Here is a 12,713-nt window from a genome sequence, read left to right as displayed (position 1 = left end):
GAGGGCGACATGGCACGCGAAGGAAAGCGCATCCGCGCCGCCCGCGAGGGTCTGGAGCCGACCAAGCTCTACGCCATCGACGAGGCGGTCAAGCTGGTGAAGTCGAAGGCTTCGGCCAAGTTCGACGAGACCGTCGAGATCTCGATGAATCTCGGCGTCGACCCGCGCCACGCCGACCAGATGGTCCGCGGCGTCTGCAACCTGCCGAACGGCTCCGGCCGGACGGTCCGTGTGGCGGTCTTCGCCCGCGGCGCCAAGGCGGACGACGCTAGGTCAGCCGGTGCCGACATCGTCGGCGCCGAGGATCTTCTGGAGATCGTCCAGGGCGGCAAGATCGAGTTCGATCGCTGCATCGCGACACCGGACCTGATGCCGCTCGTCGGCCGTCTCGGCAAGGTGCTGGGCCCGCGCGGCCTGATGCCGAACCCGAAGGTCGGCACCGTCACCATGGACGTGAAGGGCGCGGTCGCCGCCGCCAAGGGCGGCGCGGTCGAGTTCCGGGTCGAGAAGGCCGGCATCATCCACGCCGGCGTCGGCAAGGTGTCCTTCGACGAGCGGAAGCTCGTCGAGAACATCAAGGCCTTCGCCGACGCGGTCGCCAAGGCGAAGCCCGCCGGCGCCAAGGGCACCTACATCCAGCGCATCGCCGTCACCTCGACGATGGGCCCGGGCGTGAAGGTCGAACCCTCCACGGTCCTGACCGCGTAGGACGCGTCCGCAGGGACGTCTTTGCGAGAGCGCCCGACCGAGAGGCCGGGCGCTTTTCTTTTTGCCGTTTCCGCTTGATCGCTTCGGGTCTCGCCTCACGCCGTCATCGCGAGCGGCCGCGAAGCGATCCAGGGCGCGACAGGTCCGGAAAGGGCGCGCCCTGGTTTGCCACGGCTTCGCCTCGCAAGGACGCAGGACACGAACGCATCGACCGGATGGCGTCCGACGCATCTTTTCCGGCGCGCCGCGTGCGCATCCCCTCGCCCCGCTTGCGGGGAGAGGGGCCCGGCGCCCGGGTGAAATCATTCGTCCGCCACCCCCTCCAGCGCCAGCGGCAGATGCCGCGGGCCCCGCAGCGACGCACCCGGGCGGTAGGGCGGCGGGTCCTTGACCAGCGACGGCCCCTTCAGCCGCCGCACCAGGGAGACCAAAGCCACCTCCGCCTCGATCCGCGCGAGCGGGGCGCCGACGCAGTAGTGCAGGCCGCCGCCGAAGCCGAGATGGCGGTTGTCGGGCCGGTCCGGGTCGAAGCGGTCGGGATCGGGAAAGCGGAGGGGATCGCGGCTGCCGGCGGCGAGCAGGAGGATCACCGGCGCGTCCTTCGGGATGGTGGTGCCGGCGACCGGGATGTCGGCCAGCGCCAGCCGGGTGCGGTAGTGCACCGGCGGCTCGTAGCGCAGCAATTCCTCGATCAGGCGCGGCGCGGTCTCCGGCTCGGCCCGCAGGCGCTCCAGATGCCCGGGGAAGCGCAGCAGCGTCAGCATGCCGTTGGTGATCAGGTTCACCGTGGTCTCGTGGCCCGCCACCAGCAGCAGCACGGCGGTGGCGATCAGGTCGTAGTCGTTCATCCCGTCCCGGTCGGTCGCGAGATCGGAGAGAATGTCCTCCTGCGGCGCCTTGCGCTTGTCCTTGATCAGGTCCCGGATGTAGTCGGCGATCTCATTGAAGCAGACCTCGTTCCTGGCCTGGGTCTCCGCGTCGTCGCGCTGGTTGGGCTCCAAGGCAGTCGCGAGCTGCGTCGCCCAGCCGTGGAACCGCGGCTCGTCCTCCGGCGGCACGCCGAGCAGCTCGCAGATCACCGTGACGGGCAGTGGGTAGGAGAAGTCGTCGACGAGGTCGATGCGTCCCTTCCCCCGCATCTTGCCGATCAGGTCGTCGGTGATGCGTTGCGTCTTGTCGCGCATGCCGCGCACCCGCTCCGGCGTGAAGCAGCGCATCACCTGCGCCCGCAGGCGGTCGTGGTCGGGCGGATCGCGGAAGATGAAGGGGCGGTGCCGCTTGCGGATCTCGGCCCGCACCGGGCGCACCAGCAGGTCGGTGACCGGATGCCCGGTCCAGCGGAATTTCCGGGGGTCGGGCAGATCGTCCGAGCTGATCCGCGGATCGGAGATCAGCCGCGCCAGCTCGGCATGGGTGCTGACGACGTAGGTGCCGTCCTCCTGCCGCGCGACCGGGGTCTTTCGCATCTCCGCGTAGAGCGGGTAGGGGTTCGCCCGGTTGGCGGGATCGAGGATCCGTTCGAACAGCGTGCTTCCGCTCATGGGATTTTCCGATGGATCGCTGCGCGATGCGGAAAATCCGCTTCGCTCAGGCGCCGCGCGGGCTTTGGAATGTGAATCACGGGTCCTGCACACGGATGCGGGTCTGGTCGAGGGCATCCCCGATCGGCGGGAAGGGGGCGCGCTCGCGGATCGCGGCCTTGTAGGCCGGCAGCCAGCGGGCGCTGTCGATCGAGGCCGCGGCGATGGTGCGGCCGTCACGTCCGAAGGCGACCACGAGGCGGCGCTCCTCCAGGGAGCCGTGCATCACCGCGAAGGCATCGGCGCCCTCGGTCAGGCCGACGAGCTTGATCGTCAGGCCGAATTGCTGCGACCAGAAATCGGGCAGGTGGTCGTGGCGGCGCATGGCCGAGGCGTCGCCGGCCAGCATGTTGTCCGCAACGGTCTCCGCTTGCGCCCGGGCGTTGCCCCAGTGCTCGACCGCCACCAGCGCGTCGTCGTCGTGCGGGTTCGGCCAGCGCGCCACGTCGCCGGCCGCGAACACGCCCGCGGCCACGCTCCCGTCGCGGAGCAGGGCCCGGCAGAAGGCGTCGCAGCGCAAGCCCTTGGCGTCGGCCTCCAGCCCGGAGCCGTCGAGCCACTCGACGTTGCGCAGCGTCCCGATCGCCGCGACGAGGCAATCGGTCTCGATCCGCTCGCCGTCCTTCAGGGTCACGGCGGCGAGCCGGTCGCCTTCCGCCTCCATCCGCTCGATCTCGGTCTTCAGGCGGAGGTCGACGCCCTTTTCGCGCGCCACCTCGCCGACGAGGCCGCCGAGGCGCGGACCGAGGGCGGCGGCCAACGGTACGGCGTCGCGCACCAGCAGGGTGACGGGGAGACGCAAGTCGCGGCAGGTCGAGGCCACCTCGAAGCCGATGAAGCCGCCGCCGACGAGGACGACGCGGCGCGGCTTCGCCTGAAGTCGTGCGCCGAGCCGCCGCGCGTCGTCCCGGCCGCGCAGGGTGAAGACGCCGGCGAGGGCCGCTTCTTCCGATGCGGGCCAGGGCCGCGCCCGGGTGCCGGTGGCGATCAGCAGGCGGTCGTAGGGCAGGCGGCTGCCATCGCCGAGTTCGACCGTACGCGCAGCAGGGTCGAGCCGGGTCGCCGGCCGGCCGAGGCGGAACTCCGCTCGCAGGTCGGGATGGCGGGGCAGGGTGGTGTCGGCGGTGCAGAGCCCGCGCAGCACCTGCTTGGAGAGCGGCGGCCGGTCGTAGGGGAGGTGGGGCTCGTCGCCGACCAGGGTGAGGGAGCCGGCAAAGCCGCGCTCGCGTAAGCGATGGGCGGCGGCCAGGCCCGCCAGCGAGGCGCCGACGACGACGATGCGCTCGGGTCGTGCGGTCACGACGCCTCTCCGGCCTGCTCGGGGGCGTCCGGAAAGGCGGTGATCGCCCGGACCGGGCAGGCCTGGACGGCTCGCTCGATCGCGCCCCGCGCCGCCTCGTCGGGGGAGGGGTCGTAGACCAGGGCCTCGCGCCCGTGCAGCGCAAAGTGCCCCGGCGCCGCGTAGATGCACTGCGCGTAGGCCTGGCAGCGGTTGAGATCCACGACGACCTTCATGGGGAGGCTTTCGCTCTGCCTGTGCCGATGCGGGGAGGCCGCCGGAACCGGCGGGCCGACGCGATAAGCTAGGGCGGCGCCGTCCGCTCGCCACGGCGGCGGCCTGACGCTCCCGATGGAGCGGGAAACGCGGCGAGCCGGCCATCGGATCGATCGCGCGTCAGGGCGCGGCGGGCTCGATGGTGCCCAGCGTGCGCCGCCCGAGCGCCCGCGCCTTCAGGCGCAGGGCCGGCTTCTCGACGGCGTACCAGGAGAGCGCCGCGACGAGGAGGGCGAGCCCGAGCGCGGGGACCAGCAGCACCGGAGCGGAGGCCGCGGGGAACAGCGCGTGCAGGCTCTGCTGGATCGGCCAGCCGTAGAGGTAGACCCCGTAGGAGAGGTCGGCGGGGGGATCGAAGGCGGGGCGGGCCAGGGCCGGGAGGAAGGCGAGCCAGATCGCCGCGCAGCTCTCCGAGAGGAACAGCAGCGTGCGGGAGGGCGCGTGCCCCTGGAGGAGGGCGGCCGCGACGAGGCCGAGCAGCGGCCACGCCCCGAGCCGCACGCGGTCGCGCCACAGGTAGAGGCAGGCGCCGGCCGCGAAGATCAGCGGCAGGCGAAGGGCCGTCTCGGCGCCCTTCGGCATGTCGGGCCGGAAGGTTTCGAGCCCGGCCAGGGTCAGCGCCAGGGCGGCGGTGAGGGACGGCACGGCCCAGCGCCGCCGCAACAATCCGAACAAGCCGACGACCAGCACGCCGACATAGCAGATCGTCTCGTATTTCAGGGTCCAGACCGTGCCGAGCGGGCTGCGGAACGGGTTGGCCTCGAACAGGCCGGGCAGGCTCGCGTGGCTCTTGAAGGACAGGAGCGTGCCGCGCACGAAGCGCCACAGTTCCGGCGCGGCGTAGTACTCGGCGAGCGGCAGTCGGGTCAGGGCCGCGCCGAGGCCGAGACTCACGAGCAGCGTCGCGGCGACGAGACCCGGCACGATGCGCAACGAGCGGGCGATGGCGTAGTCGCGCCAGCCGCGCCGGTCGAAGCTCATGGTGACGAGGAAGCCGGAGACGGCGAAGAAGCCGTTCACCGCGTGCTCGCCGAGCGAGAAGCCGGTGGCGCGGGCCAGCGGCTCGTCGAGCGCCTGGCCGGAGACGACGCTGAAGGCGTGGGAGACCACCACCATCAGGGCCAGCGCCAGCCGCAGGGCCGAGAAGGCGTTGTGCGGGCGCGCCAGCGCCTGTGCGACCGTGGGACCGCAGAGGAGGCCGCTCACGGCTCCAAACCCTCGCGGGCGAGCGCGCTCCGTCCCCGCAGCGCCGCCAGGGCGCCCGCCGCCGAGCCGCCGTAGCGTTCCAGCCCCGCGCGGCGGAAGGCGAGGGCGGAGAGCGCCGCCTTCGGGACGTTGGTGGCGAGCATCCCGGGACTCGGATCGGGCAGGCCGTACTTCTTCGAGACGTAGGCGCGCGACCACGCCTGATGCCAGCGGGTGCGGAACACGCGGCCCGGCTCCGGCGCCGAGGAGCGCCCGCGCCCGTGCAGGGCCACCGCGCCGTGGACATGGACCAGCGTGCGGCCGGCCTCGGCCACCCGGCGGCAGAGGTCGTCGTCCTCGTAGAACAGGAAGATTTTTGGGTCGAAGCCGCCGAGTCCGAGGAAGAACGCGCGCTCGACCATCAGGCAGGCGCCGGACAGGAACGGGGCGCAGGCATCGCCCTCGGGCAGGGCGCGCCTGCCCTTCGGATTCGTGAGGTAGGGCGCGAGCAGCGAGCGCGGCTGGTAGAAGAAGCGCCCGTCCGGCTCGTGGATGCGCGGCGCCAGCAGTCCGGCATCGGGCCATGCCTCGGCCGCGGCGAGAAGCGCGGCGGCGGCGCCCGGTTGCAGCACGAGATCGGGGTTGAGGATGAGGACGTGCCCTGCCCCGTCGGCGGCGCGCACGCCGATGTTGTTGGCCCGCCCGTAGCCCTCGTTGCGGGGGTTGGCGATCACCCGCGCGCCGTGCGCCTCGGCCACCGCCACCGAGCCGTCGCGGCTGGCGTTGTCGACCACGATCGCCGGGACGGTTTCGCGGGCCAGCGCCGCGAGGCAGGCGGGCAGGGCGTCCGCGCTGTCGTGGGCGACAACGATCGCGCACAGCGCTTCGAGGTGCATTACTTGCTTAGCGTGAGAGTTAGAATCGCCCCGAGCGCTGCACCTCCAATCCCCGAAAGCAGACTGAACAATCCATTGAAAAGTACTGGATTTTTCTCGATTATTTTTAAAATGTGCTTCTCGCGTCCAGGTACCGTTAGCAACGATCGCTCGATTGTCGGTATCAATGAGTCTAGCAATTCCGAGTCTATGATGACGCGCCTATCTTCACTCTTTGAAGAGGTAGCCGGCCGTGATTCTGCCGAAAGAATTTGCTTTTCTAAACATTCCTCAATCAAATCTTCGACTTTAGATACGTCAATGCGTCCTCTCAGAAAGGCGCGATCCGCATCTTCAAGGGCGGCATAGTACGGCGATTTGTTGGCCGCGATTTGCTCTGGAATAGTTGTTGTTCCAGGTAACCGAAACCCGCTTTTTGCTGATAGTACGATATAGGAGAGTATGCGGGCAGTTCTTCCATTGCCATCTGCAAAGGGATGTATCCAGTTCATTCTCCAGAGGGCGTAGGCTGCTAAATGTTCGGCGGTCTTCGAATCCCAATTGGCATTTAGATATGCGCAAAAGTCTTCGACGAGCTCAGGCACGAATGCGGCGTTTGGCGGCTGATGCTGGCTGCCTCCAATCCGAACTTCACTGTTACGAAATGTCCCAGCGAATTTATGAATACCGGCGATGGCAAAGCGATTAAGAGTTAATAGATCCGACGGCCTGATGTAGGGACGGCCCACATCAAGCCAGTGGTCAAGTAAAAGCATTCCGACATCAAACTGTCGAAGAGCATTCCTTGCTTCTGCAAATGCTCGCTCTGCCGGATCCTTGATCAGATCCGGCTCATCAGTTTCGCTGTGTCTATCTGACATCGCCTGTCGCACCTTTGTGGCGCTTGAGATCTTCTTCAGCCAATCGGATTGTGTCGCGTGTTACGCGTTCATTTTCGATATGAGCGGATCCATAAGCAAAGCTTCTGCGCTGTGTTTCACGCTCATTTAACGACATTCCAATCGCTTTGGCCCGATCTAGAAGATTGGTAAGTTTTTTGCTCATGTCGATCACTCCACCTTCCAGAGGCTATCACTAGAACGCCCTCCCTGCCGGCATCGGCGATGGGATTCGGAGTTATGAACGAAATTTTGTGCGCGAGGCTCAGTCTCGCTAGAGCATCGTCCCGAAAGGTGGCCTCCGGCTTTCGGAAAAAGACGATGCAAAAACAAGAGCCGAGCGCATCGTCCTGGAGCCGATTTCCAGGACGATGCGCTCGGCACTCTGCTGGGCCCCTCACCCCTTCTTCTCGGGCAGGTTGAGGCGGATGTGCAGCTCGCGCAACTGCTTCGGGGTCGCCTCGGCCGGCGCGCCCATCATCAGGTCCTCGGCGCGCTGGTTCATCGGGAACAGCACGACCTCGCGGATGTTCGGCTCCTCGCACAGCAGCATGACGATGCGGTCGACGCCCGGCGCGATGCCGCCGTGCGGCGGGGCGCCGAGGCGCAGCGCGTTCAGCATGCCGCCGAACTTCTCCTCCAGCACGTCGCGGCCGTAGCCGGCGATCGCGAAGGCCTTCTCCATCACGTCGGGGCGGTGGTTCCGGATCGCGCCCGAGGACAGCTCGATGCCGTTGCAGACGATGTCGTACTGGAACGCCTTGATCCCAAGGATCTTTTCCGAGTCTCCGTCGCCGAGCGCGAGGAACTCGTCGCGGTCGAAGTTCGGCATCGAGAACGGGTTGTGGGAGAAGTCGATTTTCTTGTCTTCTTCGTTCCACTCGTACATCGGGAAATCGACGACCCAGCAGAAAGCGAACTGGTCCGTGTCGGAGAGCTTCAGTTCGTCGCCGATGCGGATGCGCGCCTTGCCCGCGAGCGCCGCCGCCTTCGCCTCGGTGCCGGCGGCGAAGAACACCGCGTCGCCCGCCTTCGCCCCGGCCTTCTCGGCGATCCGTGCCTGGATCTCAGGCGGAATGAACTTGGCGATCGGCCCCTTGCCGGAGAGATGCACGCCCTCCTCCTCGAACACGATGTAGCCCAGGCCCGGCGCGCCTTCCGAGCGGGCCCAGTCGTTGAGCTTGTCGAAGAACGAGCGCGGCTGGCCCGCCGCCCCGGTGGCGGGGATGGCGCGCACCACGCCGCCCGACTTGATCACGCCCTTGAACGCCTTGAACGCCACCGCGTCGTCGGCGAATTCGTCGGTGACGTCGGCGATGAGGAGCGGGTTCCTCAGGTCCGGCTTGTCGACGCCGTATTTCAGCATCGCATCGGCGTAGGTGATGCGCGGAAACTTGTCCGTCACGCGCTTGCCCGCGGAAAATTCCTCGAACACGCCGCGCAGCACCGGCTCGACCGCCTGGAACACGTCCTCCTGCGTGACGAAGCTCATCTCGATGTCGAGCTGATAGAACTCGCCCGGCGAGCGGTCGGCCCGCGCGTCCTCGTCGCGGAAGCAGGGCGCGATCTGGAAGTAGCGGTCGAAGCCCGCGATCATCGTGAGCTGCTTGAACTGCTGCGGCGCCTGCGGCAGCGCGTAGAACTTTCCGGGGTGCACGCGGGACGGCACGAGGTAGTCGCGGGCGCCCTCGGGGCTCGAAGCGGTCAGGATCGGCGTCTGGAATTCGAAGAAACCGCCCTCGCGCATGCGGCGGCGCAAGCTGTCGATGATCGCGCCGCGCTTCATGATGTTGGCGTGCAGCTTCTCCCGGCGCAGATCGAGGAAGCGGTACTTGAGCCGGGTCTCCTCCGGGTATTCCTGGTCGCCGAAGACGGGCAGCGGCAGTTCGCCCGCGGGGCCCAGCACTTCGAGGTCGTCGATATAGACCTCGACCGCGCCGGTCGGCAGTTCCGGGTTCTCGGTGCCGGCGGGCCGGGTGCGCACGCGGCCGTCGATGCGGATCACCCATTCGGAGCGCGCCGTCTCGGCGGCCTTGAAGGCCTTCGAGTCGGAATCGATCACGCACTGCGTCAGGCCGTAATGGTCGCGCAGGTCGATGAAGAGCACGCCGCCATGGTCGCGGACGCGGTGGCACCAGCCGGACAGGCGGACGCTCGCGCCGACGTCGGACGGGCGAAGCGCCCCGCAGGTATGGGTACGGTAACGGTGCATGACGGGCTCTTGAGAAGGAGCCGGCACCATTCACGGGAGGCGGGTGAAGTCAAGGCGACGGGGCCGCTCGGCGGACCCGCCTCGGGCCGTGCCGCCTACTCCGCGGCGGCGAGCGTCACCTCGGGCACCGGCACGCCGATGTCGCGCAGCAGTTCGGCGTCGGCGTCGGCCTCGTTGTTGGCGGTGGTGAGCAGGCGCTCGCCGTAGAAGATCGAGTTGGCGCCGGCGAGGAAGCAGAGGATCTGCGCCTCGCGGGTCAGGCTCTTGCGGCCGGCGCTGAGGCGGACGCGAGCCTTCGGCATGACGATGCGGGCGGTGGCGCACATCCGCACGAGGTCGAGGGGATCGATCGGCGGGCGGTCCGCCAGCGGCGTGCCCTCGACGGCGACGAGCGCGTTGATCGGCACGCTCTCGGGATGCGGCGCGTGGTTGGCGAGCACGAGCAGCATCTCGGCCCGGTCGCGCACCCGCTCGCCCATCCCGACGATGCCGCCGCAGCAGACGCCGATGCCCGCCTGCCGGACATGCTCCAGGGTCTGGAGCCGGTCGTCGTAGGTGCGGGTCGAGATGATGTCGCCGTAGAATTCGGGGCCGGTGTCGAGGTTGTGGTTGTAGGAGGTCAGCCCCGCTTCCGCGAGGCGCTGGGCCTGGCTCCGGGTCAGCATGCCGAGGGTGACGCAGGCCTCCATGCCGAGGCCGCGCACGCCGCGCACCATCTCCAGCACCGCGTCGAAGTCCGGCCCGTCCTTCGGCTTGCGCCACGCCGCGCCCATGCAGAAGCGGTGCGCCCCGTTGGCCTTGGCGGCGGCGGCCTCCTCGAGCACGGCCTCGACCGGCATCAGCCGCTCGCGGGGCAGGTTGGCTCCCTTGTGGTGGGCCGATTGCGGGCAATAGGCGCAATCCTCCGGGCAGCCGCCGGTCTTGATCGACAGCAGAGCCGCCCGCTGGATGTCGGCGGGGTCGTTGTGCGCCCGGTGCACGAGGCCCGCCCGATGCACGAGATCGAGCAGCGGCATGTCGTGGATCGCCTGGATCTCGGCCAGCGTCCAGTCGTGACGGATGGCGGCGGGGGCCGGGCCAGAGGCCGGCGAAGAGGCGAGGGAGACCACGGCGTCGCTCATGCGCATCCTTGAGGGCGAAGGCGGGGGAAAATCAAGCCTCGCCGTTCCGCGCCTGACTGTTCGAAGCGGCCCGCCGCGCCCTTCATCGACCGGTGGGCCGTCAGTTCGTCGGCTCGCCCGCGGCGACCTTCGCGGTCCAGTCGTCGAAGGCCACGACCCTTTGGCGCTGCTCGCCGAGACGATCGATGCGCAGGACCATCTCGTCGTCGCTCCTGAGGAAGCGCGGCGGCTTCATGCCGAGCCCCACGCCCGGCGGGGTGCCGGTGGTGATGACGTCGCCGGGCTCCAGCATCATGAAGTGCGAGACGTAGGCCACGATCTGGGCGACGTCGAAGATCATCGTCGCGGTCGAGCCGGTCTGCATCCGCTCGCCGTTGAGGTCGAGGCTCATCGAGAGGTTCCTCAGGTCGGGGATCTCGTCCAGCGTCACGAGCCAGGGACCGAGCGGGCCGAAGGTCGGGCAGCCCTTGCCCTTGGTCCAGGTGCCGCCGCGCTCCAACTGGAATTCGCGCTCGGACAGGTCGTTGCAGATGCACAGGCCCGCCACGTAGCGCAGGGCCTCGTTGGCGTGGACGTAGGAGGCGCGGGCGCCGATCACCACGGCGAGCTCCACCTCCCAGTCGGTCTTGGCGGAGGCCTTGGGCAGGATCACCGTGTCGTTGGCGCCGACGATGCAGGAGGGCGCCTTGTTGAAGACGATCGGCTCGGGCGGAATCGCGGCGCCGGTCTCGGCGGCGTGGTCGGCGTAGTTCAGGCCGATCGCCACGAAGTTGCGGGTGCCGCCGACGCAGGGGCCGAGGCGGGTGTCGGGCGGCAGCAGCGGCAGGCTCTGCGGATCGATTCGCGCGAGCCGGTCGAGCGATTCCCGCGCGAGGCCCGCTCCCGCGATGTCGCGCAGGGTCCCCGAGAGGTCGCGCAAGCCGCCCTTCGCGTCCACGAGGCCCGGCTTCTCGTCACCGCTCGCACCGTGCCGGATCAACTTCATCGTCGGCGTCTCCGTCTCCGTCCTGCCCGAGGCCTGCCTTGGGGCGCCAGACCATGGCCGTCGCCGGTCCGGGGTGCAAGCGGGGCCTCGGTTCAGCCTCTGCCTCCCGAGAGCGCCCGGGACAGCCGTGGTTCCGTGACATAAACTCCTCAATTGATCTATAATTCAGCTTTCGGCTTTTTCCCTCTGGACCGGGAGCGCGCAATCCTCTTCGATCGTCGGTGCAACTTGGGTCTGCAAGAAGACGCTTCGGAGAGACAAGATGACTGGGGGGACGATCCGCGCGCTCGGGCTCGCGGGAGCCGTTGCGGCCGCTTCGATGGCGGGCGTGACGGGAGCGCAGGCCGGTGCCTTCGGCCTGCGTGAGCAGAGTGCACAGGGTTTGGGCGTCGCCTTCGCGGGCGCGGCCTCGGGCGGGGCGGGCGTCTCGTCGATCTTCTGGAACCCGGCGACCGTGACGATGCGGCCGGGATTTGCCAGCGAGCAGAGCCTGACCTTCATCAACCTCTCGGGTGAGATCACGCCGACGGTGGGCACCGCGCCGGGGCTGCTGCCCTTCGGCTCCTCCGGCGAGATCGGCCAGGGCGCCGTGGTGCCCTCGGGCGCCACCTCCTACCAGCTCACCGACCGGCTCTGGGTCGGCATCCAGACCGGCGCGCCCTACGGCCTCGTCACCAAGCCGCGCAACGACTGGGCGGGCTCGGTCTACGCCCGCTCCTCGCGGATCTTCTCGCTCGCCTTCAACCCGGTGGTCGGCTTCAAGGTCAACGACTGGCTGTCCGTCGCCGCCGGCCCGAACATCGAGTACTTCCGCCTGACCCTGCGCCAGGCGGTGCCCGTGCCCGGCCTGTCCCCGGCCCTCTATCCGTCGGGCTTCCTCAAGGGCGATTCCTGGGGCGTCGGCTTCACCGCGGGCGTGACGGTCACCCCCGCCGCCGGCACGGTGATCGGCGTCGGCTACCGCTCCTCGGTCCATCACGACCTCGAAGGCTCGATCGGTTTCCCCGACCCGCGGCAGGCCCTGGCGCTCGGCGTCGTGCGGGCCAACCTCAACACGCCGGAGAAGGTCAGCGTCGGCCTGACCCAGGAGATCAACCCGGTCACGCGGCTCAATCTCGGCTTCGAGTGGGACAACTGGTCGAGGCTCGGCGATATCGGCATCGTCTCGCAGGCGCTCGGCGTACCGGTCAACCACCTGCCGCTCAACTTCAAGGATTCGTTCTTCTACGCGATCGGCGCCGAGTACGACTGGTCGCCGAACCTGACCCTGCGGGCGGGCTTCGCCTACGACGACGGGCCGATCGACTTCTCGAACCGTTCGGCGCGCCTGCCCGACAACGACCGCTACATCGTCTCGGTCGGCGGCAGCTACCGCTGGAGCGAGAAGGTGCTGCTGACGGCGAGCTACGCGCACGTCTTCCTGGAGCGCAGCCGCCTGCTGGCGGGCGCGGGCCGCGACTACAACGTCGCCAACATCCCGCTCGCGGCCTTCACCGACGCCAGCGCCGACGTCGTCTCGGTCGGCTTCCGCTACCAGTGGGACGCGCCCGCGGCCGTCGTTCCGGCCCCGCTGGTGCGCAAGTACTGACCTGC

At 68.8% G+C, this 12,713-nt stretch carries 12 protein-coding genes; 2 read left to right on the top strand and 10 right to left on the bottom strand.

All coding sequences use genetic code 11. The annotated features are described in order from the left end of the window. The first annotated feature begins 9 nt into the window (after window positions 1-9). The gene (gene rplA / locus PGN25_22780) at window positions 10-708 is read left to right on the top strand and encodes a 50S ribosomal protein L1 (protein ID MEH3120329.1); all 699 of its coding nucleotides are present in this window, start codon (window positions 10-12) and stop codon (window positions 706-708) included. Between the two features lie 302 nt (window positions 709-1,010). Here the strand turns inward: rplA and PGN25_22775 are convergent, their stop codons facing one another. The 10 genes from PGN25_22775 to PGN25_22730 all read right to left on the bottom strand — a co-directional run bounded on the left by PGN25_22775 (window position 1,011) and on the right by PGN25_22730 (window position 11,120). After that, window positions 1,011-2,249, bottom strand: a complete 1,239-nt coding sequence (locus PGN25_22775; GenBank protein ID MEH3120328.1) for a cytochrome P450 — start codon at window positions 2,247-2,249, stop codon at window positions 1,011-1,013. A gap of 76 nt (window positions 2,250-2,325) precedes the next feature. Continuing rightward, a complete protein-coding gene (locus PGN25_22770) occupies window positions 2,326-3,588 on the bottom strand; it encodes an FAD-dependent oxidoreductase (GenBank protein MEH3120327.1) in 1,263 nt (420 codons plus the stop codon). Beyond that, on the bottom strand, window positions 3,585-3,803 hold the full coding sequence (locus tag PGN25_22765; protein MEH3120326.1) for a ferredoxin: 219 nt from the start codon (window positions 3,801-3,803) through the stop codon (window positions 3,585-3,587). Before PGN25_22765 ends, PGN25_22770 begins: the two co-directional genes overlap by 4 nt. Window positions 3,804-3,963: 160 nt before the next feature. After that, complete coding sequence (locus tag PGN25_22760; GenBank protein MEH3120325.1) at window positions 3,964-5,049, bottom strand: acyltransferase; 1,086 nt, start codon at window positions 5,047-5,049, stop codon at window positions 3,964-3,966. Next, on the bottom strand, window positions 5,046-5,924 hold the full coding sequence (locus PGN25_22755) for a glycosyltransferase family 2 protein (protein ID MEH3120324.1): 879 nt from the start codon (window positions 5,922-5,924) through the stop codon (window positions 5,046-5,048). Before PGN25_22755 ends, PGN25_22760 begins: the two co-directional genes overlap by 4 nt. Next, window positions 5,924-6,784: a Fic family protein gene (locus PGN25_22750; protein MEH3120323.1), complete on the bottom strand. Its 861-nt coding sequence runs from the start codon at window positions 6,782-6,784 to the stop codon at window positions 5,924-5,926. The genes PGN25_22755 and PGN25_22750 overlap by 1 nt, the downstream gene beginning before the upstream one ends. After that, entirely contained in the window at window positions 6,774-6,968 is a 195-nt protein-coding gene (locus PGN25_22745) for a hypothetical protein (GenBank protein MEH3120322.1), read from the bottom strand. The genes PGN25_22750 and PGN25_22745 overlap by 11 nt, the downstream gene beginning before the upstream one ends. 231 nt (window positions 6,969-7,199) lie before the next feature. Beyond that, a complete protein-coding gene (gene aspS / locus PGN25_22740) occupies window positions 7,200-9,014 on the bottom strand; it encodes an aspartate--tRNA ligase (protein MEH3120321.1) in 1,815 nt (604 codons plus the stop codon). Window positions 9,015-9,109: 95 nt separating this feature from the next. Further along, a complete protein-coding gene (gene bioB, locus PGN25_22735) occupies window positions 9,110-10,135 on the bottom strand; it encodes a biotin synthase BioB (protein MEH3120320.1) in 1,026 nt (341 codons plus the stop codon). Window positions 10,136-10,235: 100 nt separating this feature from the next. Then, window positions 10,236-11,120 carry a fumarylacetoacetate hydrolase family protein gene (locus PGN25_22730; GenBank protein MEH3120319.1) on the bottom strand — a complete coding sequence of 295 codons (885 nt, stop codon included), beginning with the start codon at window positions 11,118-11,120 and terminating at the stop codon, window positions 10,236-10,238. Window positions 11,121-11,382: 262 nt separating this feature from the next. Here PGN25_22730 and PGN25_22725 point away from each other — a divergent pair, with 262 nt between their 5' ends. Continuing rightward, a complete protein-coding gene (locus PGN25_22725; protein ID MEH3120318.1) occupies window positions 11,383-12,708 on the top strand; it encodes an OmpP1/FadL family transporter in 1,326 nt (441 codons plus the stop codon). Window positions 12,709-12,713 lie beyond the last annotated feature (5 nt).

It is taken from the genome of Methylorubrum populi (assembly GCA_036946625.1).
In the GTDB taxonomy this organism is placed as follows: domain Bacteria; phylum Pseudomonadota; class Alphaproteobacteria; order Rhizobiales; family Beijerinckiaceae; genus Methylobacterium; species Methylobacterium populi_C.
Note: the sequence above shows the minus strand (reverse complement) of the source record. Positions and strands in the feature narration are given on the sequence as shown.

What these genes read in the sequence shown, in the direction of transcription:
- rplA (MEH3120329.1), top strand. Translation starts at nt 10, where the DNA reads ATGGCACGCGAAGGAAAGCGCATCCGCGCCGCCCGCGAGGGTCTGGAG.
- PGN25_22775 (MEH3120328.1), bottom strand. Translation starts at nt 2,249, where the DNA reads ATGAGCGGAAGCACGCTGTTCGAACGGATCCTCGATCCCGCCAACCGG.
- PGN25_22765 (MEH3120326.1), bottom strand. Translation starts at nt 3,803, where the DNA reads ATGAAGGTCGTCGTGGATCTCAACCGCTGCCAGGCCTACGCGCAGTGC.
- PGN25_22755 (MEH3120324.1), bottom strand. Translation starts at nt 5,924, where the DNA reads ATGCACCTCGAAGCGCTGTGCGCGATCGTTGTCGCCCACGACAGCGCG.
- PGN25_22750 (MEH3120323.1), bottom strand. Translation starts at nt 6,784, where the DNA reads ATGTCAGATAGACACAGCGAAACTGATGAGCCGGATCTGATCAAGGAT.
- PGN25_22745 (MEH3120322.1), bottom strand. Translation starts at nt 6,968, where the DNA reads ATGAGCAAAAAACTTACCAATCTTCTAGATCGGGCCAAAGCGATTGGA.
- aspS (MEH3120321.1), bottom strand. Translation starts at nt 9,014, where the DNA reads ATGCACCGTTACCGTACCCATACCTGCGGGGCGCTTCGCCCGTCCGAC.
- bioB (MEH3120320.1), bottom strand. Translation starts at nt 10,135, where the DNA reads ATGAGCGACGCCGTGGTCTCCCTCGCCTCTTCGCCGGCCTCTGGCCCG.
- PGN25_22730 (MEH3120319.1), bottom strand. Translation starts at nt 11,120, where the DNA reads ATGAAGTTGATCCGGCACGGTGCGAGCGGTGACGAGAAGCCGGGCCTC.
- PGN25_22725 (MEH3120318.1), top strand. Translation starts at nt 11,383, where the DNA reads ATGACTGGGGGGACGATCCGCGCGCTCGGGCTCGCGGGAGCCGTTGCG.